General features: G+C 52.3%; 26 protein-coding genes. 14 read left to right on the top strand and 12 right to left on the bottom strand.

The features are described 5' to 3' along the window. Positions 1-9 precede the first annotated feature (9 nt). The 8 genes from cas4 to TAM4_RS02545 all read right to left on the bottom strand — a co-directional run bounded on the left by cas4 (position 10) and on the right by TAM4_RS02545 (position 8,928). On the bottom strand, positions 10-546 hold the full coding sequence (cas4, locus tag TAM4_RS02510) for a CRISPR-associated protein Cas4 (RefSeq protein WP_014121667.1): 537 nt from the start codon (positions 544-546) through the stop codon (positions 10-12). After that, a complete protein-coding gene (locus TAM4_RS02515) occupies positions 543-3,149 on the bottom strand; it encodes a CRISPR-associated helicase/endonuclease Cas3 (RefSeq protein WP_014121668.1) in 2,607 nt (868 codons plus the stop codon). Before TAM4_RS02515 ends, cas4 begins: the two co-directional genes overlap by 4 nt. Continuing rightward, positions 3,149-3,982, bottom strand: a complete 834-nt coding sequence (gene cas5b / locus TAM4_RS02520) for a type I-B CRISPR-associated protein Cas5b (protein ID WP_083820399.1) — start codon at positions 3,980-3,982, stop codon at positions 3,149-3,151. The genes TAM4_RS02515 and cas5b overlap by 1 nt, the downstream gene beginning before the upstream one ends. Then, the gene (gene cas7i / locus TAM4_RS02525) at positions 3,982-5,163 is read right to left on the bottom strand and encodes a type I-B CRISPR-associated protein Cas7/Cst2/DevR (protein WP_014121670.1); all 1,182 of its coding nucleotides are present in this window, start codon (positions 5,161-5,163) and stop codon (positions 3,982-3,984) included. The genes cas5b and cas7i overlap by 1 nt, the downstream gene beginning before the upstream one ends. Next, positions 5,163-5,471, bottom strand: a complete 309-nt coding sequence (locus TAM4_RS02530; protein ID WP_148258587.1) for a hypothetical protein — start codon at positions 5,469-5,471, stop codon at positions 5,163-5,165. Before TAM4_RS02530 ends, cas7i begins: the two co-directional genes overlap by 1 nt. After that, positions 5,431-7,341 (bottom strand): hypothetical protein, encoded by a 1,911-nt coding sequence (locus tag TAM4_RS02535; protein ID WP_014121672.1) that lies wholly within the window; start codon positions 7,339-7,341, stop codon positions 5,431-5,433. Before TAM4_RS02535 ends, TAM4_RS02530 begins: the two co-directional genes overlap by 41 nt. Then, positions 7,322-8,059 (bottom strand): CRISPR-associated endoribonuclease Cas6, encoded by a 738-nt coding sequence (gene cas6 / locus TAM4_RS02540; RefSeq protein WP_014121673.1) that lies wholly within the window; start codon positions 8,057-8,059, stop codon positions 7,322-7,324. Before cas6 ends, TAM4_RS02535 begins: the two co-directional genes overlap by 20 nt. 170 nt (positions 8,060-8,229) lie before the next feature. Next, positions 8,230-8,928: an acetate--CoA ligase family protein gene (locus TAM4_RS02545; RefSeq protein ID WP_014121674.1), complete on the bottom strand. Its 699-nt coding sequence runs from the start codon at positions 8,926-8,928 to the stop codon at positions 8,230-8,232. Between the two features lie 169 nt (positions 8,929-9,097). Here TAM4_RS02545 and TAM4_RS02550 point away from each other — a divergent pair, with 169 nt between their 5' ends. The 12 genes from TAM4_RS02550 to TAM4_RS02605 all read left to right on the top strand — a co-directional run bounded on the left by TAM4_RS02550 (position 9,098) and on the right by TAM4_RS02605 (position 20,931). Next, on the top strand, positions 9,098-10,417 hold the full coding sequence (locus TAM4_RS02550; RefSeq protein WP_014121675.1) for a DUF4139 domain-containing protein: 1,320 nt from the start codon (positions 9,098-9,100) through the stop codon (positions 10,415-10,417). Positions 10,418-10,523: 106 nt separating this feature from the next. Then, a complete protein-coding gene (eif2g, locus tag TAM4_RS02555; RefSeq protein ID WP_014121676.1) occupies positions 10,524-11,756 on the top strand; it encodes a translation initiation factor IF-2 subunit gamma in 1,233 nt (410 codons plus the stop codon). A gap of 30 nt (positions 11,757-11,786) precedes the next feature. After that, positions 11,787-12,203 (top strand): PIN domain-containing protein, encoded by a 417-nt coding sequence (locus TAM4_RS02560; protein WP_014121677.1) that lies wholly within the window; start codon positions 11,787-11,789, stop codon positions 12,201-12,203. Positions 12,204-12,246: 43 nt separating this feature from the next. After that, positions 12,247-12,801 (top strand): hypothetical protein, encoded by a 555-nt coding sequence (locus TAM4_RS02565; protein ID WP_014121678.1) that lies wholly within the window; start codon positions 12,247-12,249, stop codon positions 12,799-12,801. 353 nt (positions 12,802-13,154) lie between these two features. Beyond that, on the top strand, positions 13,155-13,928 hold the full coding sequence (locus TAM4_RS02570; RefSeq protein ID WP_048149770.1) for a CGP-CTERM sorting domain-containing protein: 774 nt from the start codon (positions 13,155-13,157) through the stop codon (positions 13,926-13,928). Positions 13,929-13,930: 2 nt separating this feature from the next. Continuing rightward, entirely contained in the window at positions 13,931-14,632 is a 702-nt protein-coding gene (locus TAM4_RS02575) for a CGP-CTERM sorting domain-containing protein (protein ID WP_048149777.1), read from the top strand. Positions 14,633-14,636: 4 nt separating this feature from the next. Continuing rightward, complete coding sequence (locus TAM4_RS02580; RefSeq protein WP_048149780.1) at positions 14,637-15,407, top strand: hypothetical protein; 771 nt, start codon at positions 14,637-14,639, stop codon at positions 15,405-15,407. Positions 15,408-15,425: 18 nt separating this feature from the next. Further along, the gene (locus TAM4_RS02585) at positions 15,426-16,106 is read left to right on the top strand and encodes a CGP-CTERM sorting domain-containing protein (RefSeq protein ID WP_048149785.1); all 681 of its coding nucleotides are present in this window, start codon (positions 15,426-15,428) and stop codon (positions 16,104-16,106) included. 133 nt (positions 16,107-16,239) lie between these two features. Then, positions 16,240-17,016, top strand: a complete 777-nt coding sequence (locus tag TAM4_RS02590; RefSeq protein WP_014121679.1) for an HD domain-containing protein — start codon at positions 16,240-16,242, stop codon at positions 17,014-17,016. Positions 17,017-17,036: 20 nt separating this feature from the next. Continuing rightward, a complete protein-coding gene (locus tag TAM4_RS02595) occupies positions 17,037-17,708 on the top strand; it encodes a DUF434 domain-containing protein (RefSeq protein WP_014121680.1) in 672 nt (223 codons plus the stop codon). A gap of 124 nt (positions 17,709-17,832) precedes the next feature. Next, positions 17,833-19,017 (top strand): hypothetical protein, encoded by a 1,185-nt coding sequence (locus tag TAM4_RS02600; protein ID WP_052306395.1) that lies wholly within the window; start codon positions 17,833-17,835, stop codon positions 19,015-19,017. Positions 19,018-19,038: 21 nt separating this feature from the next. Then, entirely contained in the window at positions 19,039-20,931 is a 1,893-nt protein-coding gene (locus tag TAM4_RS02605; protein WP_014121682.1) for a hypothetical protein, read from the top strand. A gap of 4 nt (positions 20,932-20,935) precedes the next feature. Here the strand turns inward: TAM4_RS02605 and nth are convergent, their stop codons facing one another. Continuing rightward, complete coding sequence (gene nth, locus TAM4_RS02610) at positions 20,936-21,676, bottom strand: endonuclease III (RefSeq protein ID WP_048149790.1); 741 nt, start codon at positions 21,674-21,676, stop codon at positions 20,936-20,938. Continuing rightward, positions 21,645-22,073, bottom strand: coding sequence for an ATPase (locus TAM4_RS02615; protein ID WP_014121684.1), 429 nt, complete (start codon positions 22,071-22,073; stop codon positions 21,645-21,647). Before TAM4_RS02615 ends, nth begins: the two co-directional genes overlap by 32 nt. Positions 22,074-22,143: 70 nt before the next feature. Here TAM4_RS02615 and TAM4_RS02620 point away from each other — a divergent pair, with 70 nt between their 5' ends. Next, positions 22,144-22,605, top strand: coding sequence for a PadR family transcriptional regulator (locus TAM4_RS02620; RefSeq protein WP_014121685.1), 462 nt, complete (start codon positions 22,144-22,146; stop codon positions 22,603-22,605). Here the strand turns inward: TAM4_RS02620 and TAM4_RS02625 are convergent. Then, positions 22,592-23,155: a nitroreductase family protein gene (locus TAM4_RS02625; RefSeq protein ID WP_014121686.1), complete on the bottom strand. Its 564-nt coding sequence runs from the start codon at positions 23,153-23,155 to the stop codon at positions 22,592-22,594. The two genes, TAM4_RS02620 and TAM4_RS02625, sit on opposite strands and share 14 nt — an antisense overlap. 126 nt (positions 23,156-23,281) lie before the next feature. On the opposite strand from TAM4_RS02625, the gene TAM4_RS02630 reads away from it, so the two are divergent. Next, positions 23,282-24,061 (top strand): hypothetical protein, encoded by a 780-nt coding sequence (locus TAM4_RS02630; RefSeq protein WP_014121687.1) that lies wholly within the window; start codon positions 23,282-23,284, stop codon positions 24,059-24,061. Here the strand turns inward: TAM4_RS02630 and TAM4_RS02635 are convergent. After that, positions 24,033-25,943: an ATP-binding cassette domain-containing protein gene (locus TAM4_RS02635; RefSeq protein WP_014121688.1), complete on the bottom strand. Its 1,911-nt coding sequence runs from the start codon at positions 25,941-25,943 to the stop codon at positions 24,033-24,035. The genes TAM4_RS02630 and TAM4_RS02635 overlap by 29 nt on opposite strands. Positions 25,944-25,996 lie beyond the last annotated feature (53 nt).

Raw genomic sequence — 25,996 nt, forward strand, 5'->3', positions numbered from 1 at the left:
GCGACCACCTCAGACCCAGCAGAGTTCGTAGTAGGCGCATTTGAGGCATTTCTTTGATTTAACCGGCCTCGGTGGAGCAGGGAGGGACTTAACTCGCTCGACCCCTTTTATCGCCCCCTCGATTTCATCTTCCTTGCCGTCGAGGACTATCTCTTTCGTCTCGTTGAGCTTCGGGTAGTGAAGGACGGCCTTTGCCTTTATGCCGAGCTTCTTGAGGTAGTAAAGGTAGTAGAGCGCCTGCATCTCGTGGGCCTTCTCCATGCTTTTGCCGAGCTTTACCTCGTGGACCTCTATGGTATCGCCCCGCCGAATGAAGTCAATCTTTATGCTCCCGACGAGAACTTCCTTTTCCTCGTTGGCGTAGCGTTGTTCGTGGAGAAACCGGCCCAAATCGACCCAATCGCTCTCCTGCTCCATCGTGATGCCCCTCGCGAAGTACCAGAGCTTGGTTGGGCAGATGAAGAGGTAGTTTATCTCCGTGCCTGTGATGAGGAGGTCGGTGAGGGGGTATTCCTGAGGGGAGTTACAGTTTGGACTGTAATTCATAGGATGTCCTCCACGTCATCAAGGTCCTTGCCAATTACTTCATCCACACCATGGTCCCAAAGCATCTCAGCTTTGTTCTTGTCCCATGTTACAATCACTGGATAACCCTTGAACGTGTTGTGGAGAGCGTGCCGAAGGTTTCCATCCTTGAGAACGAACCAGATGGGCACGTTAACTGAAAACTCCTGGAGCATCTTCCTCAGTTCCCATTTACCAACTTCATGCCCGAGTTCTTGGGAGAGCTTCTGTGTTATATCACTCCAGCTGAGTTTAAGATTCTTGGGGTCGCTCAGTAACTCCCCGAACTTCTTCACGGTTTTATTGTAACCGTACTTCCCCATTAACGCGGGCACGACAAAGTACATTCCGGCCATCTGTCGGAAAACGCGCTGGGCCTCACTCTTCTTTTCGAGGGTGAAGTAGTCGAGCTTTTCCAGGAGTTCCCCAACTTGTTTCCGGTATACTTGGAGGATTTCATCCCGATAGACCTTTTCTATAGTGTCTCTCTCATCTTCATAACCGAGGGTTCTGCCTTCGAGTGCGCCAATAACTTCCGCAGTCTTCTGAAGAACCTTATCTCCGATTTTCCTTCCGTATACCGCTCTTGTTCCCCTGTCAACGCCTGAGAACACTATGATATTGGGAGCGCCCGTATAATCTGTTTTCCGATTTCTGTAAACCCTGCCCCATCTCTGGACCTGACTGTCGATTGGTGAAATTTCTGTTATCATCGCGTCAAAGTCGAGGTCTACCGACGCCTCGACGACCTGGGTTGCTACAAGAACCACCTTCTTGCCTTTTTCAAGGCTCGACTTGACTCTGAGGATAACCTCTGCCTTCTTTCTTTCAGGCAGACGTGAATGTAGGAGGTAAACCTCCCAGCCATTGCCCTGCTTAGATATGAGTTTGTAGGCTTCTATTGCCTTCTTCACGTTGTTGAGAACCACCATGGTACTCTTAAAGCCCTGTTTTTCAAACTCTTCGATTGCTGAGAGGACTTTTTCAAGGCCTTCAAATTTAAGTCCGTCATTGGTGTACTTGAAAAGATTTCCTTCTACGAGCTTTACGTGATGCCGTTTCAGGCGAAGGTTCTTGACGTTAAGTCCGTGTCTCTTTGACTCCTCAAGGACATCGACGATTTCAAATCCCTCCCTCCTGAGGAAATACTCTATATGGGGTGGCAAAGTCGCTGTAATCACGAGCACCTTTCCACCGGCTTCTTTTATAAGTCTGAGAGTTTTTAGGAAGACAGCGGTCATCTCCGGGGTGTACGCCTGAACTTCATCAACGACTATCGCTGATTCAGGATAAACTGAAATCACCTTGTCGGCTCCGTAGTAGTTGAGTCCCGTAAGGAAGACTTGGTCGGGAGTTGAAAGCATAACAGGCATCGCAAGCAGGCCTGCGGCGTTTACCTTTTTCTCAACTTCGATGTCACTTCCGGAACCTTCCACGTACTCCATGAATGCCGTCGAGTGAAGTAGGCCAACCAAATCCTTATCGAAGTACTCCTCCGATAGTCGTTTGTAAAGGTCGTTTAGGGCCACCCTGAGCGGAAGGGTGTAGAGTAACTTGCCCTTTTTCCTCGCCCAGAGGATTCCAAGTTCTGTCTTCCCGGAGCCCGTGGGCGCGACAACAACAAGATAATCCGAATCCTTTTTGGATAAAAGCTCTTCCTGCCAGAGACCACCAAAATTAACTTCATGGGTTCTCAGCTTTTCCAAAATCTTCCTTCTTATCCGTTCATTAACGTCATCAAAGACTTCTAAGAGATTAAGCGACTTCTCAATCTCAAAGTTTCCACTTGATGAATAGTCGCACCTCCGTAGCATACCGAGGAATACGAGGAAATCAACGTCAAAACTCTCTGGATTGTAAAGCGAAACTTCCTCCGATAGGTCGTCGTCCCAGTTCGCTACCTTCTCTTTAATTGTCTCTATGTGGGAGAAATCAATCGTCATCTCCGCTACGGCTTTTTTGATGAAGTCCTCTTTGAATTCGCTTTCTATAGCCTTAATGTAATCTCTGAGAAATTCTTCAAGGATTCCCTTCTTTGAAACCAGAAAACTCAGATACTTCTCTATATCATCAGGATATAGCTCTACTATGTGGGAGAACTCCTTGTCCTCCGAGAAAAACTCGTTGTAGTGGTGGAGCAGAACTGCGGTTCTGATTTTTGCATCCTGCTCGGAATTACCGAGTAATCCTGCACTCCAGAGAACTGACAGAATTTCATGACGAGCTCTTATACTCTCGCTCCCCGTGAGGTATTCCCTGAGCTCCTCGGGAAGCTTACCTTTTCCGTAAAGCCTCCTCTGGAAGTCGAGGGTTATCTTGCCAAGGTCGTGGATAATTATTGCCTTCGCAAGGCCCTTGAAGAGTTCAAAACGCTCCTCAGGGTTCCCGAGAGGTTTGTAAGTCACAGTTCCGTTCAAGTTCTCGATGAACTCATAAAGTTCAACGCATCTCCCCAGCGCAGATTTCACGTGGTCAATAAGCAGGGCGTTATTCTCCCCGCTCTTTGCCCTGAGATATGACAGCGGAGAGGTCCTCTTAGTGCCGTTGTCCTCTTTAAGAAATTCATCAATACTCACCTGTGGCATCACAACCACCCGCTCGCCTTTTCATCAGCTACCACTTTGAGCTGAACCCCATCAAAGGAATACTCTTCGAAGCTGACCTTATTACTGAATTTTAAGAACGTCCAAGCACCAACGTAAATCACTGACCTGAAATCCACGTCCCTAAACGTCTCAACGCTTATCTCCGCCTTGTGCTTTACTGGTTTTCCATTGTTTTTGAAGACGACGCGGATTGGGATTGAATATGTTGGGTATTCCTTTTTCCTCAGCATTTCAATTGGCACTCTGACGTAGGTTGGGTATTTAATTCCAATCTCCCGTGCTTCATCCTTTTTTCCTTCAATGAACTCGGCCCTTCTCGGGAAAACAACGTCCTCACTTCTCCCAAGGGATATAACCTTTCTGGGTCTCTCAAGTGCCTCCTTGATTTCGCTAAGGAACTCCTCTTCCCCTTTGAGGAGTATATAAAGCCAGCCGTTGAAAAGCTCCTGCTGGAGAACTGGGCTTCTTTGGGAGGTTACTGGAAAACCGTAGAGAGGTAACTTTTGGTTCCATAGCGTTGGCTTACCCCTAAAGCGAACAATGGATATTCCTGTCTTCGTGGCCTTTATCAGCTGTTGATAGTTCCAGAAAACGCTCTCGAAGCCTCCGTGGACACTGACTCTGAGGTTCCACCACTCATCAATTCCCCTTTCGTTGCCATACCAGTCGTTTAGTGCGTTCTGAAGCATGCCAATTATCGTGGACTTCGGTGGTAGCGGGTAAGTCTGAGCATAGTAAAAGGTAAAGGGATTGCGATACTGGGCAAAGGGCTGGAAGAGTTCAATGAGGAGAGTTTTCTCGGCCATATCCATCACTTGAGCCTCACTTCTACGCTTGGGTCTTTGAAGACTTTCACCTCTGAGAGCTCTTCCCCAGCGTTGAAGAGCCTTTCAACAGTGGACAGGACCTCAGACTCATCGAGCTCAGCAATACCGATGCCTTCTGAAAGACCTACCACCAGAAATACTGGCTTCCTATTCTTTGAGACAACGTGCTTTATCCTAACAACTTTCTTCCCGTCTTCCTCGCGTTCCTCTATTTCGTCGTACTCCTCTTCGGTGTACTCGTCGAGGAGCTGAATCCTGTCCTTAAATGTCTGGTAGGGTTTGTTATTGTAGACTCCGAGAACGAGGAGCCTTGGCCTGAGGTCTTCCTCTCTGCCCTTGATGGAGCGCTTTAAACTCAGCAATCCCTTGATAAGTTGCTTTACGCGCTTTTTCTTTTCTTCGGGTGGTAGTGAGTACCTAATGTGGACTAGTTTGTTGTTGATTTTCTCAAAGGACTCAAGCTTGACCTTATCACTCTGGACGAGCTCCCTCGTCTCTTTTTTGTGTTTTAGGAGGAACTTAACTCTGCCATTCTCATTGACAACGTCCTCGATTTTCATCTTTATCTCCTTGTTCTGCTCGTCTCTCCCGAGGGTAATCTCATTGCCGAGCGTTACAAAGACGTCAATGGAACCAACCTCATCAATGTCAACGACGAGTGAATACAGGTAAAACGTCTCGTGCTCCTCTGCTGTAAAGGGATTGGGCTTCATTTCACCGTAAACCTTCCTCATCCTATTGGCCATGCCGAGGTTGGCGTTGAAAAGGGCGTCGTAGTTGAAGGGCGTCATCGAAACTGCATGGCTTAACTTCGCCGGAGCGCTCCTGAAGTTCTGGGGGGTTGTCGATGTTATCAAATATCCAAACAAATCGAACTCCGGATAGAGGAGTATCTCTCCCGTGAGAAGAAGGTCGGTCGCAGGCTGTATCACGGTGTTATCGCCGCTTCCGGCACGGTGAAGCTTCTCACCTTCAGCGACATTCCAGAGTCCAAGCTTCCTCCCAGTCTCAAGGAGGCTGTATCTCAGCGCATACCTGCTCACCAGCGTATACTGCCTCCCATCCCAGCGGGTTATCTTCTTCAGCTCCTGATAGTTCCCGCTCCCCTGGTCATAGTTGAGGGAGCTTCCGTAAAAGACCACGTCCATAACCAAAAACCTGCCCATCAGCTTTCACCTCCTGCCATTATCCCGAGTATTACGGAGTAGGCAACTTTCTCAAAGTCAGACTCCGAAGAAGGAAAGACCTCCATAAGCACGGAAGCAAGTTCTTTAGCCTTGCGGTTGTCCTTGGAATGGGCGTTAAGAGCCCTCAGGAGAATCCACAGGAATCTGTCTTGGTCGTTTGCCTTGACGGCGTTCAGCAGGTCAAAGACGAGCTTCTGCCGGTAGTTATCGGAGCCAGCCTTGCCAAGAACTTCTTTACTTAGACTTTTAATCCTCCACAGATTCCTGTCCTGAACCACCATCTCCACCGCCTCCAACAAGACCAACTATAAGAGCGAGTGCAAAGTCTTCCCAGGAGGAATCGTTGTTCAAAACGCGCCTGAAGAGGTAAGAGTTGATTACGGCCACTTTCTCTTTGCTTTTAACCTGGAGGAGCGCCTTAAGGAGTGTATTGACAAAGGCGTTTCTGTTGTGCTTTCGCAATGCTGAAAACAGAGTGTAGATTAGATTTCTTCCACCGATTTCGGGCGAAAGTTCCCTAATTACCACAGCAACGCTGTTCATGTCTCTGTAGAAGTCCTTAACCTCAACTACCGCTCTCTTTGGACGGTCAAAGAATGCCTGACTAAACAGGGCTGGGTTCTCCTCACTTTTCAACTTTGCATCAACGGCCAGAGCGTAGAGGCTTGACGTCAAAAGGGGTTTCTTTCCAATGCTGAGGTAAAATTTCGAATGTCTTAAAACTACTGGGAACATTGGCCTCCGGGAGATAAACAATTCAAGCAACCAAGCCTTTTTGAAGTCGCTCCACTTCAATTTGTCTTTAGGTTTGTTTTTGGACTTATCCAGAATATCAATTGGTATTTGAGTATTAAGTGCCTCCCTAATCTGGTCGTCGAGGATTATTGAGGCATGAAGCTTGGGGATACCGATGTATTCAACATCCACAAGATTTTGTTGATTAATTCCTGCAAAGTTAATCAAATACATATTTTCAAGACTCCATTGAGCTTTTTCTTCTATAACAGCGTCAATAACTGCCTGCCATGTTATCCTAAACATAGATTGTTTTTCCTTAGTTTGAGCTACGAGAACTTTCAGACGCTTATTTACATGGTATGTGAACTCCAAGGTGCTCCCGTAGAAGAATACATTGCCAACGCCACTAACGAATGTGAATGCATTGAGAAAGTTCAGAAGGTATATAAACAGATGCGGGACTTGGCGTAGCAATGGTTCAACTTTAATAGGGGTATAATGAACGTTTGGAAACTCCGAGTCAGAAGGCAGGAATTTACTCAGAGTTTTGTCAATTTTCTGAAGATACTCTGTGTATTGGACATTTCCTTCGATGATATTTCTAAAGTCCTCAAGCTGTTCGAATATCCTCCTGCTATTGTTAAAGAACATAAAGTTCTTGTAGAAGCCACTATCAATCGGTATTCTGAAGTAGCGGGATTTTTGTTTCAGCTCATTCAAGGCTACTGACCCGTATGGAATTTCCCTTAGAGCGAACCATTGAGACATTAGATATTCCCTAAGATTAGCATGAACTTCAAGAGCATACTGAAGTTTCTTACTGCATTTTTCTGGTAATGCTTCCAATAACTCAGGATTTTTAAGTTGCTCAATCTGTTCAAGTTCAAGTTTGTGAGTATTGTTCTCGCACGGGACCTTTCTAAGCTTTAATGCTGACTTAAGAGCATTTTGACAATCCTTATCACATGCAACTTCTACCAGCAGTTTCTCCCTCGTTTCAATGTATCCCAAATAAGTCTCATCATTGAATGCTGGTTTGGGATTGCCATTCCTATCTAAGACATCCTTTTTGTGCATCTGTTTGAGTTTATTCTTAATCCATTTATCCTTAAAAATCCCGGTTATGAATTTCCACCACACCAGTTCGAGCAATTTATGTTTGTCACCTTGGAAGTTCTCGATTTCTTCTGTAGCAACCGCTATTACACTTTTATCTACACTTTTATCATGTTCGCTTGCAAGATTGTAGAAATAAGCTAACGGAAAATACCCATAATAAACCTTCTCCGGCTCATTCTTGATGCGTCTCTGAAGTTCCTCTAAATCCCAGCCATAGACTTCCTCCATCAGATTAACAAATCCCAAAATGCCTGCATCTATGAACCAGTTCCCCGTGAACCTAAGTTCTTCTCCTTCCATCAACCCTCACCATTCCAAACCCTATCGAGTTCTTCTCCCCGAAACCAGCGAGGTAGCCGGCCTTCAACAGGCCCTCGTCGCCCTTCGCGCGGAAGACTAGATGCCACGCAATCTGGTAGATTCCCCTCTTGACCTCGAAGCGCTTGGGCTTGGCGTTGAGGACCTTCATCTCGAAGTCTTCCGGCGGATTCGTGCCGAAGATGTGGAGGTACTTCTCCCGGAGGTTCTCCTTAATCAGCTCGTAGAACTCCGGCTCGTCCGGCCCAAGGTCGTAGCTCCTCGGCTTTCCGAACTGAACCCTCTTCGTCGTCACCGCTATCGGCGACAGAGTGACGAACTTCCGTCCGCTAAGCTTCTCCGGCTCTGCAACGGCTTTAACCTCCTCAACCCTGAACCTCTCCCCCCACAGCTCGACCTCCGGCTTCTGAAGCAGACCACCGATGAAGGCCTCGGCGATGCTCGGCACGGCGGTTGAGAAGTAGAAGTATCCCCTGCCCGAACCGAGGAAGTACGGCTTTCCTCGCTCCAGCTTTCGCTTTTCAACCATGAAGAGGGAGTACGTGAAAAGTTTGGGAACCTTGGGCGAGTGAAGGCTCAGACTTAGGTCCGGATCAACGCGCTGGATCCTCCTGTAAATCAGGCCCTGGAGGTAGTGCTGGTGGCTGAAGGGGACGCGGTAGGGTTCATTCTCCGGCTGGAGTCTTATTCGGAACCGCACAGTTCCATCTCCTACACGCTGTCATATCATAGCTGATACGCCATTTAACCTTATAAGATTTTCTATGGTTCATCGTAGGACATGAAAACGAACAGAATGTTCGAAAGCGTTAGGGATTTCCGTCTAGAACATGACACTATGGACCAGGGGATATGAAAGGAGAAAGGGGCTCAGAGAAGCATCCTCGCGTCGACGGCAACGGCGCCGTCCTCGTAGGCGAAAATCGGATTGATGTCGAGCTCCTTAATCTCGGGAAGCTCGAGGGCGAGCTCGCCGACCTTGACGATGATGTCAGCCAGGGCCTCGATGTCCACCGGCTTCTCACCGCGCGCTCCGGCGAGAATCGGGTAGGCCTTGATTTCCTTAATCATCTCAAGGGCTTCCTCCTTGGTAATCGGGGCGACACGGAAGGAAACGTCCTTGAGAATCTCGACGAAGATTCCACCGAGACCGAACATGATGGCCGGGCCGAACTGCGGGTCGCGGATCATACCGACGATGACTTCCTTGCCGAGCGGGAGCATCTTGTAGATTATGACGCCCCAGAGGTCGGCGTCCGGCTTGTACTTCTTGGCGTTCTCCATGATGGTCCTGAAGGCTTCTCTTGCCTCTTCGTCGTTCTTGATGTTGACCTTAACACCACCGGCGTCGCTCTTGTGGATGATCTGCGGAGAAACGATTTTCATGACGACGGGGTAGCCGATTTCACGGGCGAACTTTACAGCTTCTTCCTCGTTGGTCGCGACCTTGAAGTCCGGAACCGGGACGCCGTAAAGGCGGAGTATCTCCTTTGCCTCGGGCTCGACGAGCGGCCTGTTTTCAGCTTTTGCCTTCTCGATTATCTTCCTTGCCTCTTCGACACGGTTCATTTCAATCACCTCGTAAGCCTGACGTTTATCACTCAGAGGGGAAGGTTAAAAGGGTTTCCATTTGCCAAGGAGTTAGGGCCTCCTAACTGTCGGATAACGCTTCAACGGGCTTTGAAGTTATGGTCGGGGTATAAGTACCATGGGAACCAACCGTTTATGGTGATGGGGCATGAGAAACGTGTTTAAGGTTCTCGCCGCGGCGGCCCTCGTGATAATCCTCATGGTGGCCCTCCACGGCACCGAGCGGATCAGGGCATCGAGCAGCGACACGACGGTTGCCCTCTACGACTCCGCCGAAATAGGCGTCATCAGCGAGGTTCTGAACCTGAGCCTTGAGAAGGGCATCAACAGGGTTCAGCTGGAGGACCTCGCCGGTCTGAACGTCGGGGAGATAACCGTTAGGCCCCTCGATTCCGGGGTTCAGTTCCTCGGGCTCTACAGCTCCGAATCGAGCGAGAACATGTACGACTCGAACGTTGGCAGTGACGTTGAGGTAAAGACCGCGAGCGGGGACGTCATTAAGGGCAAGTTCCTCGGTTTAAAGGACGGTAGGCTCGTGATCCAGGGCGAGGACGGGCTCTACGCGGTGAACCCGAACGAGCTGGTCTACTTCAAGGCCTCCAAGATGGAGAAGAAAGGCGGCGTTTACGCCCTCTTCTCGGCCCCTGAAAACGGAAGGTACGCCGTTGAGGTGACCTACCGCGTCTCGGGTATGGGCTGGAAGAGCAGGTACAAGCTCTACCTCGGCGAAAAGAAGGCTCACCTCCTCGGATACATCATCGTCAAGAACCCCACCTCGAAGGAATACCGCGATGCCAAGGTTGTCCTCGTCTCGGGCGACGTCCAGTTCTACCGCCCTTACTCCCCGAGGTACGTCTACGCCCTCGCCGTGGCCGCCGAAAAGTCTCAGGGGTACCAGGGAGAGCCCGTTAAGGTGGAGGCCTTCCACGTCTATCCCCTCGGCCCCATGGACATAAGGGCCGCGAGCACGATGATGATGCCCTACATCTCAACGGAGGTCGATGTCAAGAGGCAGTACCTCTACGAGAGCTGGAGCTACGACAGAACGGCCAACGTCTACGAGTCCATCTCTTTCAGGGCAGACAGGGTTCTTCCGGCCGGGGTCGTCGAGATCTACCGGGAAACCGGCGGCGGGGATCTCCTCATAGGGGAAAGCCACATCGAGCACACCCCCAAGGGCGACGTGGTGAGGATAGGCATAGGCAAGGACTACGACCTCAAGGGCTCGACCAAGGTCCTCGACTACGAGCACGGTGACGGCTGGGCGAAGTACAGGATCAGGGTGACGATCGAGAACTTCGGCGACGAGTCGAAGACCGTGATAGTCCGCCACTACAAGTACGGCGGAAAGCTCATCAGCTCGAGCGTGAGCCCCTCGGAGGAAACGGCCCAGTACTTAGAGTTCATCCTCACGGTTCCGGCGGGCTCTTCGAGGAGCGTAACCTTCGAGTACGAGATCAACTGGTGACCATTTCCCTTCTCCCTTTTCTGGCATCGCTTCTTTGGCTCTCAGGCAAAGGGCCATGGATAACCTTAATAAACGACCCCGCTTTCTATGGTTAGGGGTGAGAGAGATGGCAAAGAAGAAGGAGTTTAGGCAGGCGGAGGTCAACATAGGAATGGTCGGTCACGTTGATCACGGCAAAACGACGCTCACCAAGGCTCTAACCGGAATATGGACGGACACACACAGCGAGGAGCTCAGGAGGGGTATCACGATAAAGATAGGCTTCGCGGACGCGGAGATAAGGAAGTGCCCGAAGTGTGGCAGATACTCCACTTCTCCGGTCTGCCCGTACTGTGGGGCTGAAACCGAGTTCGAGAGGCGCGTTTCCTTCATAGACGCTCCCGGTCACGAGGCGCTGATGACGACGATGCTCGCTGGCGCCTCGCTTATGGACGGTGCCGTTCTCGTCGTTGCGGCGAACGAGGGAGTCATGCCCCAGACGAGGGAGCACCTGATGGCTTTGCAGATAGTCGGCAACAGGAACATAGTTATAGCGCTCAACAAGATTGAGCTCGTCGATAGGGAGACCGTTATGAAGCGCTACCAGGAGATTAAGGAGTTCGTAGCTGGAACCGTCGCCGAGAACGCCCCGATAATCCCGATTTCGGCACTGCACGGCGCGAACGTTGACGTTCTGCTCGCGGCGATAGAGAAGTTCATACCAACGCCGGAGCGCGACCCGAACAAGCCACCCAAGATGCTCGTCCTGAGGAGCTTCGACGTCAACAAGCCCGGAACTCCGCCGGAGAAGCTCATCGGCGGTGTCATCGGCGGTTCGATAGTCCAGGGCAAGCTCAGGGTCGGAGACGAGATAGAGATCCGCCCGGGTGTTCCCTACGAGGAGCACGGCAGAATCAAGTACGAGCCGATAACGACCGAGATTGTCTCGCTCCAGGCCGGAGGACGCTTTGTTGATGAGGCCTATCCCGGTGGACTCGTCGGCGTTGGAACCAAGCTCGACCCCTACCTCACCAAGGGCGACCTCATGGCCGGAAACGTCGTCGGAAAGCCCGGGAAGTTGCCCCCGGTGTGGGACGAGCTCCGCCTCGAGGTCCACCTGCTTGAGCGCGTCGTCGGAACCAAGGACGAGCTCAAGGTCGAGCCGATAAAGCGGAAGGAGGTTCTCCTCCTCAACGTTGGCACCGCCAGAACGATGGGCCTCGTTACCGGCCTCGGCAAGGACGAGGTCGAGCTCAAGCTCCAGATTCCGGTCTGTGCTGAGGTCGGCGACAGGGTAGCCATAAGCAGGCAGGTTGGCTCAAGGTGGCGCCTCATCGGCTACGGCTTCATAAAGGAGTGACCCTCTTCTCTTTCATTTCCGGTGGTCGCGATGGCCTATAGGAGAGAATGGCTCGTCCTTCCGGACACCAATTTCCTCCTCGTTCCCGGCCAGTTCGGGGTCGACATCGTTGGTGAGCTCAACAGGATCCTTGACGTGAAATTTAAAATCGTCATTCCCAACGTGGTTCTCGAAGAGCTCGATGTTATCGAGCGGAAGACACGAGGAAGGGATCTGCTCGCGGTTAGAATGGCCAAAAAATTGGCCGAGCGCTTCGAGACCGTTGAAATCGGGGAGTTCGGGAAGAGACCGATAGACGACCAGATTTACGACTTCGCCGTCAAGAACGAGCGCGTTATCGTTTGCACCAACGACAAGGGCCTGAAGAAGCGCCTCCGCGAGAGGGGAATTCCAGTGGTTTACCTCCGCTCGAGGAAGATACTCGAGCTTGAGGGCATGCTTGAGTAAACCGTATCGGAAAATTTTAAACGTCTCAAACCATCTCCCAACCATGCCTTACGATGAAATAATTCCCGATGAGTACTCGGGGGGAAAGATAAAACAGGCGATCCTGCTGATGAAGGTAATCTTCATCATGCCGATAATCCTCCTGTCGCTCATCTTTGCGTGGTGGGATGGGCTCTTTCTGAGCGATCGGCTTGCGGTTATGGCAATCCTTTCCCCCACGTTTTACATCGGCCTCACAGGGATCCCCTCGATCAGGGACGTGAAGGAAAATCCCTGGGAAACCGTTGACAGGATGTTCTCCTTCTTCAACGTTGTTCCCTTCCTCACAATCCTGGTCCTTTATTTCTCCGGTGAAATCAAATCACTCCCGGAGCCTCTCGGCGGCATATTGTTCCTTCTGAGCCCGTTGATCCTCAGCCACCTCTACTACCAGCTCGTCAGACGGATCACCGAAAAAGGTATCCCCTTTGCCCTCCTGATGCTGACTCCAGCGATCTCAACAGCGCTCACCTTCCCGCCGCTCTTAGCCTACCTCCCGGCGTTTCTCCCGCCGTATCTGATCAAGCTGGGCCTTGATCATCTTGAAGATCCCTTCTGATTGAGAGTTCGATTTCTTTAGCCCATTCCCCTCTTTTTTGGTTCCCCTAATTTTATCACCGGAAGTTAGTAGAGAGATTTTTAAAGAAAAGTGCCGTAATTTAATCCCGCCGGTTTGGAGGTGATAAAAAGGTGAGAATAGTTCTCAAGATACTATCATATAGAAAGCTGCCTTCCACCTTCTCGCCAAGGGTCACACAGCTGGATATTGGTTCTATTCCTACGACGCCGGACTTTACCTCGACCTTGACTTCGACGGCAGCCCCGATCAGGATCTGCCATCTGGCTACATTCCGAAGACCGGCCCGTATACCGGAGTTGGTTACTACATGATCGCCCGCTGGGGGTGATGAGATGAAAAGATTCTTTCCCCTGCTTTTTGCCTTTTTGATGTTCCTTCAGCCGGTTAGTGCGTTTAATGCTCTTGAGAAACTCGATCAGAACGGAACTTACCTTTGCGTCTGCATTAGGGGAGATGCAACCTTGAGGTACGGAACCCCTCCAACAAATCCATTCAATGATACTTCAATTCAAGAGCTCTTCATCCTCAAACCCTACAACAAAACGCACTTGATAAGAATCGTCTACTATCGCTCCGGATCGATGTCAGGGAAAATTGAGAGAATCACCGAGTACTACCCAACAACAATGGAAGACACCCCTTTCAAGCTTTCAGATTGGAATTTGTCAAAAGTCCTCAGGGAGTATCAGTGGGGCGTTAAAAACTACTTGCCAAACGTTACTGGGAAGCACTGGTACAAGGGCTACTGGAATAGCTCGATAAAAAAGTGGGAAATTGGAATGAATGCAACGGTCTTTAACATAACTCTCCATGGATCTTTCTTCGGTGAGTGTTATGACTACATCACATTCGAGTGCTGGAGAAACGGAACTAATGTAACCTGTAAATGGGGGAAACCTGTCTTTAAGACTTATCCTGGGCCCCAGATAAACGGTACAGTACTTGGAATGGATACAGAAACGACGAGCACGACGTCAAGAACTACAACTACCCCAACTGACACGAAGACGACTACCACATCTACCAAAAATGAGAAAAAGCTGTGCGGACCCGCGCTATCTGTTGCCCTGGCCTTAGTTTCAGTGGTGAAGCGGAGAAGGAGGTAAGAATGAAGATGATGCAGATGAAGCGGCTCCTCCTATTGCTTTTTGCCTTTTTGATGTTCATGAAGTCGACAAATCTCGTTCAATCGGCGAATATGTGGAGTAAGATTAGCCCGGACACTCCCATTGTTGAGGTCTATATCTCAGCTCTCCCCGCTGATGGACATCCACCCTGGGATCCATTTAACGATTCAAGCATAGTTATACTCTCCATTGCACGTCCAACGAATAGTGAAGAGGAGAAGCAGTCTTTCACGCTCTCTGAGTGGAACTTATCGAGAGTCCTGGAGGAGTACCGGGGAGGTGTTAAGAACTACCTGCCGAACGTTACCGATGAGTTCTGCTCAAGGGGATGCTGGAACAGCACCATAACATGGTGGGAGGTGCGAATCAATTCAACAGACCTCAGGATATATCTTCATTCCGGATTATGCGACGGGTGTATGCATTACATTGTCTTTGAATGCCATAGGAATGAAAGGAACGTAAGCTGTAAATGGAGCAAACCTATCATTAGGGAGACAGGCAATCCTTGGGACTGGAGCAACACTTCAAAGATTACTACGAGTTCCATAGCATCGACTGAAACTGGGGTTTCCTCAAAAACGTCCTCTACCAGTTCTCCAGAGAAGAGAAAACTCTGCGGTCCAGCTTTATTAGTTGGGCCGGCTTTGATTCCAGTGCTTGTAAGAAGATGGAAGGGGTGATAACATGAAGAAAGCAGTGTTGCTTTTGGTTTTTATCATCTTCTCATCTTCGTCTTTCGCCGGTGCGGTGAGCGTTTGGGAGAAGGTTTCAGAAAATGACACAATATTGGCAATCTACGTGAGAGGAAACGGATTCTCCACAAAGGGTAGCCCTCCTATTGATCCATTCAATGGTTCATACATAGAAGAGATCTCGATACACTATCCATACAATACAACCCACTACCTCGATGTTTATTACATGTCCGGTAAATGGAGGCAAACGATAGAGAGGTTCTTCCCCGGAAACCGATGGATGCCAAAAGTTCCCTTCAAGCTCTCTGACTGGAATCTTTCAAAGGTTATCAAAGAGTACCAGTGGGGAGTTGAGAATTACCTCCCCAACGTTACAGGAAAGCGCTGGCCTAGGGGTTACTGGAACAGCTCAATAGTAAGATGGGAGCTTTTTATGAATGCCGCGCGTTTGAAAATAACCTTATACGGTCCCTGCGCTGGGGAGTGCGATGAGTACATAACTTTTGAATGTCACAGGGATGGAACTAATGTAACCTGCCAGTGGGGGAAACCTATCCTCAAGACTCATCCCGGGCCACCTATAAACGGTACGATACCGGGGATGGAGTCAGAAACCACAAGCACGACGTCAAGAACTACGACCACCCCAACGACCACGAAGACAACTACCTCTCCCACCAAGAATGAGGAAAAGCTGTGCGGTCCAGCTTTATTAGCTGGACTGACTTTGGTTCTAGTACTCGTGAAGAGAAGGAGGTAATAGTAGGGGTGAGTTAAGGTGGGGAGGCGCTATGTTTTGGTTTTGCTCTTTCTTTTTCTTCTCCCGCTCGTTTCAGCCGGAAAGGTTAACCTCTTCAACTACCTGCCGGCTAACGAAAGGGTAAAACTGGTGACCTTCGAGTGCCACTCGAACTGCACGCCGGAAAAGTGGTTCATGGTTGACAACCTAACCATCCTCAAACCATACAACGAGACTCATGACCTCAAGATCACGATAACCGGAAACAAGACTATTAGAGAGCTTATTCCAGCAAAAAACTCAACACCATTCCCTATCAGTGACATTAACTGGAGGTCAGTGAACGAGGCCATCAAGAACTTAAGTTCGTGCAAATTCTTGGGCTCGGTACTTCCTAAACAGTACAGTAGAATGACGGGGAGGATTACGGAGAATGGACTTAGGATGGAGTTTCACTGTGATGAGTGCTTCCTTGGTGAATGTCCGTTGTTCTTGGACATAACTTGTGGGGACAATTGCAAGGTCGAGCCCAAAACATTCGCCGACTGCGGAATGAACATGAGGTACACTGAAACGGGCAGTACAACATCAAAAACCACAAATGCCCCACCCGGCACGAAGACAACCACGACATCCACTGAGGAAGAGGAAAAACTCTGCGGCCCCGCCCTGCTGATCGGACTGGCACTCGGCCCCCTGCTGGCACTCCGGCGAAGGTGATCCCCGTTTCCCTTCCGGTTTTCCCTTGGGTCAAAAACATGTGCAACCTCTTGGCTCGAGGCCCTGGCTTTGGAAACGTCCGCATTCAAAACCCTTAAAACCCCAAAGCCTCCATCGCCGGGGGTGGTGGAAAATGTACAGCGAGGAGGAGATACTGCGTGAGATCAGGGAGCTTTTTGAGGACGAGAAACTCTACCGGGCGTACGAGAGAACCTTCAGGGAATACCACTACTACTTCGACACGACCAACTACATAGTGCTCAACGTCTACCAGTTCAACGACCACGGGCCGGTTCACGTCCTTCTGACGACGAGGAGAGCTTTGGAACTGCTGAGAATCCTCAGGAAGTTTGGAATTCAGACGACGGCGGAGAAGCTCGGAAAGCCCCACTGGTGGAGCAAGTTCATCGTCGCCTTCGGAGCGCTCTTCCACGACATAGGCAACATGATCCACAGGATAAACCACTACGAGTTCAGCGCCTTCCTTGCGGAGCCGATAATAGACAAGCTCGTGAACGAGTTTGAGAAGCGCGACCCGCTCCTCCTGAAGGCTTTAACGCTCAACGCGATATACACCCACGACGAACACGTGCCGTGCACAACCATAGAGGGCTCGCTGGTCACCATTGCCGACGGCTGCGACATGGAGGCCGGGAGGAGCCGGCTCGTCCACAAGAAGGACCGCGTTGATATACACGCCGTTTCCGCCCTGGCAATAGAGCGCGTGGAGATAAGGGAGGGCGACGAGAGACAGCCGATACTCATCGAGATCTGGATGAAGCATCCGGCCGGGATCTTCCAGGTGGACGAGATCCTGACGAAGAAGGTCAAGAGCTCCCTGCTCACGGGGAAGGTCAAGCTGAGGATCCACACCGGCAAGGACGGCGAGACCCTCGAAAAGGTTATCTGATCCCTTCACAATTTTTCTCCATGCTGGCCGAGGCGTACAGAGACCTTAAGTACCTCCTCAACAGGGGCTATCGAAAGGGCGTTGCTCTGAACTTCGTGGCGAACCATTACCGGCTTGGCAGAAGGGAGCGGTATCTCTTGGCCCGCTGTGTCTTCCCGGATTCATGGATCGAGGAAGTTGAGCGAAAGCTCCTCCCGCCGGAGGAGATTAAGGGCCGGGTTCTTGGAATAGACGGCTTCAACGTCCTCATAACCCTCGAATCCCTCCTCGCTGGAAAGGCCATACTCTGTGAGGATGGACTTGTGAGGGATCTGGAGTACAGGGGGAAGTACAAACCGCACGGGGGAACGGAGAGCAATCTGAGGCTCATAGTCTCCTCGCTCGCGGAGCTCTCCCCGGAGAGGGTGGTCTTCTTCTACGGGAAGAACAACCCGGGGAGCGGCGTCGTCAGGGCCCTTACCCTTGATCTCCTCAATGAGTCCGGGATTCCAGGGGAAGTCAGGCTCGTTAGAAGCCCCGACCACGAGCTCAAGGCGTTTAAAGTCGTTGCAACTGCTGACGTTGGCGTGATTGGAAAGGTCGAGGGAGTTTTTGATCTCGCCAGGCTCGCCGGGAAAAGAGTGAAAGCGGAGCCGGTTCCCTTCAAGGCCCTGCTCTTTTCGGGCCAATACGATAAACGCCGGTTCTTTTAGATCTCTTTCGAAAAGCTACAGATTTGTTTGAAGTTTTGGAAAGTTTTTAATATCGGTTTGGCCAAGATAATACAACTCCCTACGGCCCGCTTTTCTTTCTTCGCGGGCTTTGGAGGAAGGAAGTATGAAAGGAAGAGCAATAGTCATCCCGCTGATAGTTGGCATGCTCCTGCTGGCCGGCTGTCTCGGGGGCTCTGGAACACCTTCCAGCTCTGAAACCCCCACCTCAAACCCGACTTCTTCCACACTGCAGACCACAACTTCTTCCGCAACGCAGACCACGTCATCTCAGGAAACGCGGCCGGAAACGTGGAACATGAGCCCCGTCTGGCACGTGAACACGTCGGACATGCCGGTTATGGACCTGGCTCCGGATGGAAGCCTGGCGGCGGTTATAGACTGGTGGGGGCACAAGCTCTACCTCGCGAGGTCCGACGGAAGCTCGGTTTCTTTTGACCTCATGGAACCGGGGGACATAGTGGAGCCCGTTGTCGCTGGAGTGGCTATCGTCGACGGCAAAGCCTACGTTCTCGGTTCATACGGGGAGTTCACGGGGGTGAGGATCTACTCCTGGTCGGGAAAGGTCGGGGAAACCCACGAAGGTGGAGCCGGCGCCGTTGCGGACATCATACTCCGGTCGCCGAGCGGGAATCACATGTGCTATCTGGTATCAACCACTCCAACCGAGCAGATTCTGGTGTGCGACGGGGAGGAGCGCAAGCTCGTTTCCGATCCCAACGCGAACTACGGCATCATATCGCTCTCCGACACGGGAGTTCTCGTTATGACCCAGGCTGACAAGAGTGTGATAACCAAAAATGGGCAGAGACTGCTCACCCTCAACACAACCCACGTGCTTGCCTACGGGGATAAGCTGATCGCGAGCTACGGGGACACGCTCAAGGTTCTCTCGCTCGACGGGAAAGTCCTCGCGAGCAGGGAAAACGCCGGTTTTGGCCAGATAATACTCCGCAGGTGGACGCTCATTCCGACGAAGCGCTACATTTTCCGCCACGAGCCCCTCGAGGACACCCACGTTTTCACCTGGAACCTCACGGAAATAAGAATTCTGCCGGGCTTTCCCTACTTCGCGAACGACAACTTCGTGGTAACGGCCAAGGACGGCGTTATACACTGCTACTCTCTCAACGACTTCCACGAGGTCTTTCACGTCAAAGTGCCCGGTGACTCGCTCGGCTTCATAAAGCTGAGTGAGGACGGGAAGGTTATGCTCGTTTCGGACGAATACGGAGGTTATTGGCTCTACCATGCTAAAATGTCAAGTTTAAATAGGATGAAGACCAACTAAATGTTTAAGGAGGCGACGTGTATGAGGGTGAAAAGTTTGGCATTATTCGTTGTTTTGGTTTTGGTTTTCAGCGTTGTTGCCGCGGGCTGCATCGGTGGTGGGGGAACCTCCACGAGCAGCCAGGGAACGTCTGAAAGCCAGAGCTCAGGCGGCAACGGTCAGGGTGGAGGTCACGGCGGTCAGGGCGGCGCATCTTCGAGTTCCCAGCAGGGGGGCACGACGAGCGAAAGCCAGACCCCGGTCGCGACCTGGCAGTCCCCGTGGGAGTCCTACAATCCGGTTGAACTCGGGGGGAAGAACTACTACATAACCCATATCGAGTACGTTTACACCGCTGGCTACAACGATGGGTCAAAGTACACCTTCGATGTCATGAAGGAGCGCGGCTACGCCCAGATCCACGTTTACGCGAGCGAGAACGGCAACAAGAAGGACCTCGGAACCTTCAAGGTTTTTGCCTACCACGGCAGGCTGACGCCGGTGAACAACGACACCCTACCTGGATTAGAGTACTGGATATTCGTCAAAGAGCGGACGAAGAACAGCGATACCTACTTCCTGGCCCCAATCCTGAACTTCGGGGCGCTCATAAGCGGAAACGTAGTCGAGGTTGAGATAGTGAGCGGATCCGAGAGGTACTTCTGGTCCAACCCGGCCGCCCTCGGAATGTACGACAAGATGCCCTACCAGGCGGGTGACCTGAACGACGTCTTTTCATCGATTGACTCTGGTATAGGAACCATCTGGACCGCGGTGATCAGCTCCGGCATCTGGACGGGCCTTGAGAACTACGACCTGACGAAGCCGGGCCAGTACGACTGGAGCGGCATGGGAATAAGCTACCACTACAAGATCACGCCGGATGGAACGGTCACCTTCGGCGGAAAAACCTTCAGAACAGCCAACGTGGAGTGGAGCTACAGCATTGGAGGAGTCTCCGTAACGGGGAAGGGCAAGGTGGCACCGGCACTTCCGATTCCGATACACTTTGAGGGAACCTTTGCGAACCCGATGGAAGGCGTTGGCACGTGGAGCAAGTTCGAGCTTAAAGACCTCAGGCTCTCGGAGAACTTCGGAACGCTCCAGTACAGCGAGCTGACGCCGACGCAGACCCAAACCGAGACCCCAACGGAAACCCAGACGCAGACGACCACAAGCCCGCAGCAGGGCCTTTCCTCCAACTGGCAGCTGGCCTGGGACGCGAGCGAGCCCATAACCATCAACGGGCAGAACTACATCGTGAAGGAGGTAACCTTCCGGGTCGAGTACAAGAAAGGCGACAGTGTCTTCCACATGAACATCACGAAGGGCTACCGCGAGGTCCAGCTCAACGGGGAGAAGGCTTACCTCCTCTACGCGAACGTCAGCGTGGACGGCAAGGAGTACACGTACCGGGTCTACGTGAAGCCCGGCTATCTGAACGAGTACACCTCCGGAATTCTCTGGGTACCCCAGGTCTATGATATGATCAACGGCCCAGACTTCATCAAAATCGAAGTCACCGGATCGAACTGCCATTACGTGGCCGACGAGAACGGCAACGTGGAGGGCGACTACAACTGCGGCCACGTAAGCGACGACTTCCAGGACTACAACATGGTGTGGAGCCTCAACACAGGCTTCTACGGCGGCGTCTACGGCGACGTGTTGAAGTACGTAACGCTGACCAGCAACGGGCAGGGCTACACGGTGGAGAAAGACGGAAGCGTAAGCCTGGCCGGAATGGACTTCGATCTCTACAAGATCACCTGGAGCGGACTGATAGAGAACGTCGACGTTCCGGCCAACGGCGTTACCTACGTTGCCCCGCAGCTTCCGTTTCCGGTAAAGGTCGAGGCGGCCATCTCGGAGATGGGTGGGCAGGGACGCTACGTCAAGGTCGAGCTCACCGGTCTGAAGCTGGAAGCGGAGTGAGCTCTCATTTCCGTTTCTCCGTTTTGTTTGCTCCTTTTATATCCTCGTCCCCGACGAGTCCCTTCGCGTAGGGGCACAGCTCCTTCAGCGGACAGCTTTCGCACTTCGGCCTTATCGGCTTGCATATGCTCCTCCCATGGTCAACCATCGCGTGGTTCACGTAAATCCACTTCTCCTTTGGAATCAACTCCCTCAGATACTCCTCGACCTTCTCCGGGGGAACCCTCGGCGGGGCCAGACCGAGGCGCTTGCTTATCCTGTTCACGTGCGTGTCAACGGGAATGGCCTGCTTCCCGAAGCCGTAGGCAAGAACTATGTTGGCACACTTCCGGCCTATGCCCGGCAGTTTCATCAGCTCGTTGATGTCATCGGGCACTTTTCCGTTATACTTCTCAAGGATTATCCGTGAGGCCTTCACAATCCACTCGCCCTTCGTCTTCCAGAGGCCGACGCCCCTCTTCCTGAGGAACTCGCGCATCTCATCAACCGGCGTGTTGGCTATCGTCTCGATGTCCCTGTATTTCTCAAAAAGCTCCTCCCAGACGCGATAAGTTACTTCGTCCCTCATGCGCTGGGAGATTATGCAGTGAACCAGCGTCCTGTAGGGGTCGCCGATCAGGAGCTTTTCCCTCGGGTGGGTCTTCATAAGGATTTCAACGATTTTTTCGGCCCTCTTCCGCTTCTCCTCCCAGCTTTCGTTGAAGGTAAAGCCCTCAAGGCTCAACGACCGTGACTTCCCTGCCATGCACTACCACCACCTTTCCCTCGGCGGCTCTAACCTTTTTCAGGTTCTCGAACTCTCTGCTATAAACCTTTTGCCCGCTCCAGTTGTAGATTCGAACCTCACTCCCGAGAACAACGACCAGTCCCTTCGCGAATGGAATTGCATCATCTACTTCACTCTCGAACTCGAGCGTGAACTCCTCAACTTCTCCAGCGGAGAACTCGATTTTAGTTCCTTTGCCCACCTTCAAGGGGCTCGGCTCGGCCAAGAGGACCTTAAACGGCAGGGGCTTTCCGAGGAGTTCCACCTCGACGGTCTCTCCAGTCTTCAGCTCCCTGCCCCTGAGCTTCTCCCTCACTATATCCTCGAAACCGGCTGGAAGTTCAGCCTCGAAGAGCGGCTTTAGGACGACCTTCATGGGACCACCGGTCCAACATCGCGCCGAAAGGTTTTAAACCTGATATATCGACCGACATATGGTGGTGACTTTGGAGAAACCCAGCTACCGAGGCCACCTCAAGATCCTCATACTCAAGATGCTCTCCGAGAAGCCCCTCCACGGGTATGGAATAATGCAGGAGCTCAAAGAGCGCTACGGCCTGCCCCAGCCCAGCCCCGGGACGATATATCCGATACTGGCCTCACTACGCAGGTCCGGCCTGATAGAGGTGATCGGCGAGGGAAAGAGGGAGAAGAGGCTCTACCGGGCGACTGAGAAGGGCAGGAGATACCTTGAGGAGAACGCCGGGGAGCTTGAGGAAGTCCTCAGAACGGTGGAGAGGTTCAGGGAGTTCTCCCGCCTGGGCGGGGTCGAGGTGGGGAGGGTCCTCAAGGAGGCCTTCAGCTCGCTCGATGAATTGAGTGAAGAGCAGAAGGAGGAGTTAGCGGAGGAGTTCCGGGACTTCGTCAGAAGGATCAGGAGGATCCTGAGCGACGCTAGAACCCGTTGAAGCTCACCACCTCCTCAAGCTTTCTCCTTCTGCGTTTTGGCGCCGGGTCGGCGGGATAGCCGACCGGCAGGATCGTCTGGAGCCGATAGTCGGGCGGCGCGTTGAAAAGCTGCTCGACCGGCTTCGGGTTGGGCGGGGTGTAGGTTACGGTCCCCAGGCCGAGCTCTTCGAGAGCGAGCAAGAGATAACCGACCGCTATCCACGTTGATGGAAGCCAGTAAGGGGCCTTTGTGTAACCAAAGACGAGAACGAGGTACGGGGCCTCGCTCAGGAAGGGCTTCTCCGGCCTGAATCCCTCGCTCTGAAGCCAGGCCAGCAGATCACCCCTTGTTTTTGAGTAGAACTTTCTCTCCTCTGCCTCGCACAGCTCCCGAATTCGGCCCTTCAGCCACTCGTCGTCGACGACAACGAACTTCCAGGGCTGAGCGTTCATGCCGCTCGGGACTTCTTTTGCCGCCCCTATCGCCTTCAGCAGGTCTTCCATCGGCGGCCTCTCGGGCCTGAATTTCCTCACGGTTTTCCTTCGCCTCGCAAGCTCGGGAACCCGCATCGTTTCACCTTGGTATTCCTTGGGGTCGTTTGGATTTAGGCCTTTCGGCAACTTTTTATTTTCCTCCTGGATAACCCCTCCATGCGTAAGGGTCAGCTCGCTGGGATCGTTATTGTGCTGGTTATTATGGGAATCCTTGCCACTCTGAGCCAAAACAACTCCCAGGTTCAGGGGCCCAACGTAACAGCCATGAGGAACTTTCTTGAGTCCCAGTACGTTCCCGAGGCAGAGCTACTGAGGGCTTCAGTCACCGCTTACCCAGACAACGTGACCATCTGGCTCGCCAATGATAACCTTTTGGCTGAGAGGGCGCTGAAACTCTCCGGATCCCCGCTATGGAAGAACGTTTCCACTGCACTCTCCGCGTATAATGTTTCGTTTAACGGTAGGATTGACCCACTGCTCGGAAGGCCACTTTCCGGGTTTTTCTGCCCAGAGGTTGTGAACCTCGGCAGGGTGAAATCCGTCAAATTCAACGCAACGTTCGAGCTGAAACTCGAGAGGGGGAACTTATCCTGCCGTATGCGGGACTGGCAGGAATACGCTGATCTTCTCGTGTACGGGGCCCTCAGTGACCTCCTGCGCGGAAATCGAAAAGACGCCCAGAGACTGTACTCCGAACTAATGGGCCTCTGGGACGGCAACGGTTTCAGGGACAAAGCTTTCAACGGGACGTATCAAGCTTACAAATGCGCACTCTTCATTTATCTGAACCGGGAGTTGAACACGGAAACGGGAAGAACCATACGCACTAGATGCCTAAAGATCCTCTCCGCACTTCAGGCCAAGAACGGAGGTATTACGACGGGTTATGTCGTCAAAAATGGGAAGATAGTGCCTGTGGGAGACCAAAACACCGAAACGACGTCAATGGCTATTATTGCCCTTCTCTCTCGTTCTCCTTAAGCCTCGCCGTCCCGTAGCCCACGAAGAGCACCCTGTCCGGGTCGAGGGCCTTCAGCACTTCGGGCCTGTGGGTGATTATCAGGGCCGTTATGCCTGCCTCGCGGATTATCTCCCCTACTTTTTTGGCGACGCGCATGGCAGTGAGCGTGTCGAGATGGGCCGCGAACTCGTCAATGAGGAGCAGGTTGGGCTTCTCTGCCAGAAGCGAAGCTATCCTCGCCCTCTCCTTCTGGCCCGTGCTCAGCTCGCCGTACTTCGCCCTGTAAAGGACGGCGTCGCTCAAACCCGCCCTGTTGAGTATCTCCACGGCGGCGTTGAGGTCGCTTATCTTCCTGTAAACGTGCTCCAAGATGCTCTCGGTTCCAAAGGTCGGCTCAAACTCACCGGGAATCATCACTGAGACCTTGGCGTTGTCGGGAACCTCAATCTTACCTTCAGTCGGTCTAAAGCGCTCCTCCCACCAGCCGTTGGCCGAGCCGAGAATGAGCCTCAGCAACGTCGTCTTTCCAGCCCCGCTCGCGCCGACAACGGCTATGAGCTCTCCCGGCTGGATTTCGAAGTTCAGGTTCCTCAGAACGGGCCTCTGGATGACGCGGTGTCTCACTCCAAAGGCCTTCAGCAGTTCCTGAATCTCCTCGGGCAGGCCTTTTATGTCAAGCTCGCTCTCGAAGACCTTGCTGACGTTGAGGAACTTTATCGGCCCGGCTAAGGGCTCAACCTTTCCATAGCTGGGCTTCCAGAGCCTTCCGTCCTTTGGAGCGTAGGGGTCTTCACGAAGGAAGCGCTCGATGTATTCTTTAGCCTCCTCTGTCAGCGGGTAGAAGAGAACCGGCCTTCCGCTCGCGGTCTCCCAGAGGAACTTGAAGCCGACCTTCTCGAAAAACGGGTTGTAGCGGGCCATCTGCGCTATGGTCTCGACAATGTGCTTCCTCTTCCGCATCTCAGGAATCCTGCGCTCGGCTATCCACTCGAGGGCCGACTTGACGCTCAACTGGCCCAGCCCGTCGGAGCGGTAGTCAGGGTGAACAACGACCCTCGCAATCCTCGCGCCTGCTGTATTGGTTTCCGCCAAAGCTTTCCACTTGGCCTGCTCCCAGAGGTAGGAGCGGGCTATCCTCCTCTTTCCGTACTTCCTCTTCAGCTCCTCGTAGAGTTCCTTCATTATGCGCTCCGGCCAGAATGCCGGGTGGAACCACTCCTTCGGAAAGACCTTCTCGCGGATGTTCTTCTCAATTTCGCCGTTCGGCAAGCGACGGTGCATGAGCGGTATCGGCGGGTCAACGCGGACGTAGCTGAGAATTCTCGGCTCGTATTCTTCCCTCTCGACGAGCTCGAAGATGAAGAAGCGCGACGCCGGAGTTGAGCCCTTTATCTCGAGTATGTGGCTCTCGGCCCCGCAGATTGGGCACTTCTGCTTGGTGTTGGCCTCGAAGATGTGGCCGTTCTCACAGCGCCATAAGGCCACCTTCTCCTTCTGGCTCGCGTAGTGGTACTGCTCCAGCTCGGCTATCGCCTCGAAGTCGGACTCGTATTTCGCCTCGCGGGCGCGGATTTTGTATGTGTAGAGGAGCTCGCCGGTCAAAGGCGAGTAGCGCTTGGCCTCAACGGTTTTCTCGAAGAGGGGCCACACCGGAATTTTATCGCCTTCGTAGAACTTCCAAAGCTCATAATCGTCGAAGTCGAGAACCTTGACGCCGTCCTTCTCCTTCGGCTTGTGGAGGATTTCGACCTCAACCTCATCACCGTTCAGAAACCATTGGGCGACGTTGCCCGTCATGTAGAGGCGGTATTTTTCTCCACCGGCTTCAACTTCGAGGATCCCGAACCAGCGGTGCTTGAAGCGCGGGATTTCGCTACCTGCAACTTTCCCCCTTATGAGCATGGAATCACCGGGATAAATAGGGAAGAGGGAGTTAAAACGTTAGCCCACGTCAT

This window comes from Thermococcus sp. AM4 (assembly GCF_000151205.2).
Taxonomy (GTDB): domain Archaea; phylum Methanobacteriota_B; class Thermococci; order Thermococcales; family Thermococcaceae; genus Thermococcus.

Bases quoted from the DNA above. Each gene is read 5' to 3' on its own strand.
- TAM4_RS02590 (WP_014121679.1), top strand. From the start codon at position 16,240: ATGTACAGCGAGGAGGAGATACTGCGTGAGATCAGGGAGCTTTTTGAG.
- TAM4_RS02595 (WP_014121680.1), top strand. From the start codon at position 17,037: ATGCTGGCCGAGGCGTACAGAGACCTTAAGTACCTCCTCAACAGGGGC.
- eif2g (WP_014121676.1), top strand. From the start codon at position 10,524: ATGGCAAAGAAGAAGGAGTTTAGGCAGGCGGAGGTCAACATAGGAATG.
- TAM4_RS02535 (WP_014121672.1), bottom strand. From the start codon at position 7,341: ATGGAAGGAGAAGAACTTAGGTTCACGGGGAACTGGTTCATAGATGCA.
- TAM4_RS02575 (WP_048149777.1), top strand. From the start codon at position 13,931: ATGAAGATGATGCAGATGAAGCGGCTCCTCCTATTGCTTTTTGCCTTT.
- TAM4_RS02550 (WP_014121675.1), top strand. From the start codon at position 9,098: ATGAGAAACGTGTTTAAGGTTCTCGCCGCGGCGGCCCTCGTGATAATC.
- TAM4_RS02635 (WP_014121688.1), bottom strand. From the start codon at position 25,943: ATGCTCATAAGGGGGAAAGTTGCAGGTAGCGAAATCCCGCGCTTCAAG.
- TAM4_RS02565 (WP_014121678.1), top strand. From the start codon at position 12,247: ATGCCTTACGATGAAATAATTCCCGATGAGTACTCGGGGGGAAAGATA.
- cas5b (WP_083820399.1), bottom strand. From the start codon at position 3,982: ATGGATATGGCCGAGAAAACTCTCCTCATTGAACTCTTCCAGCCCTTT.
- TAM4_RS02545 (WP_014121674.1), bottom strand. From the start codon at position 8,928: ATGAACCGTGTCGAAGAGGCAAGGAAGATAATCGAGAAGGCAAAAGCT.
- TAM4_RS02570 (WP_048149770.1), top strand. From the start codon at position 13,155: ATGAAAAGATTCTTTCCCCTGCTTTTTGCCTTTTTGATGTTCCTTCAG.
- TAM4_RS02580 (WP_048149780.1), top strand. From the start codon at position 14,637: ATGAAGAAAGCAGTGTTGCTTTTGGTTTTTATCATCTTCTCATCTTCG.
- TAM4_RS02600 (WP_052306395.1), top strand. From the start codon at position 17,833: ATGAAAGGAAGAGCAATAGTCATCCCGCTGATAGTTGGCATGCTCCTG.
- TAM4_RS02605 (WP_014121682.1), top strand. From the start codon at position 19,039: ATGAGGGTGAAAAGTTTGGCATTATTCGTTGTTTTGGTTTTGGTTTTC.
- nth (WP_048149790.1), bottom strand. From the start codon at position 21,676: ATGGCAGGGAAGTCACGGTCGTTGAGCCTTGAGGGCTTTACCTTCAAC.
- TAM4_RS02625 (WP_014121686.1), bottom strand. From the start codon at position 23,155: ATGCGGGTTCCCGAGCTTGCGAGGCGAAGGAAAACCGTGAGGAAATTC.
- TAM4_RS02515 (WP_014121668.1), bottom strand. From the start codon at position 3,149: ATGCCACAGGTGAGTATTGATGAATTTCTTAAAGAGGACAACGGCACT.
- TAM4_RS02615 (WP_014121684.1), bottom strand. From the start codon at position 22,073: ATGAAGGTCGTCCTAAAGCCGCTCTTCGAGGCTGAACTTCCAGCCGGT.
- cas4 (WP_014121667.1), bottom strand. From the start codon at position 546: ATGAATTACAGTCCAAACTGTAACTCCCCTCAGGAATACCCCCTCACC.
- TAM4_RS02630 (WP_014121687.1), top strand. From the start codon at position 23,282: ATGGGAATCCTTGCCACTCTGAGCCAAAACAACTCCCAGGTTCAGGGG.
- cas7i (WP_014121670.1), bottom strand. From the start codon at position 5,163: ATGGGCAGGTTTTTGGTTATGGACGTGGTCTTTTACGGAAGCTCCCTC.
- TAM4_RS02560 (WP_014121677.1), top strand. From the start codon at position 11,787: ATGGCCTATAGGAGAGAATGGCTCGTCCTTCCGGACACCAATTTCCTC.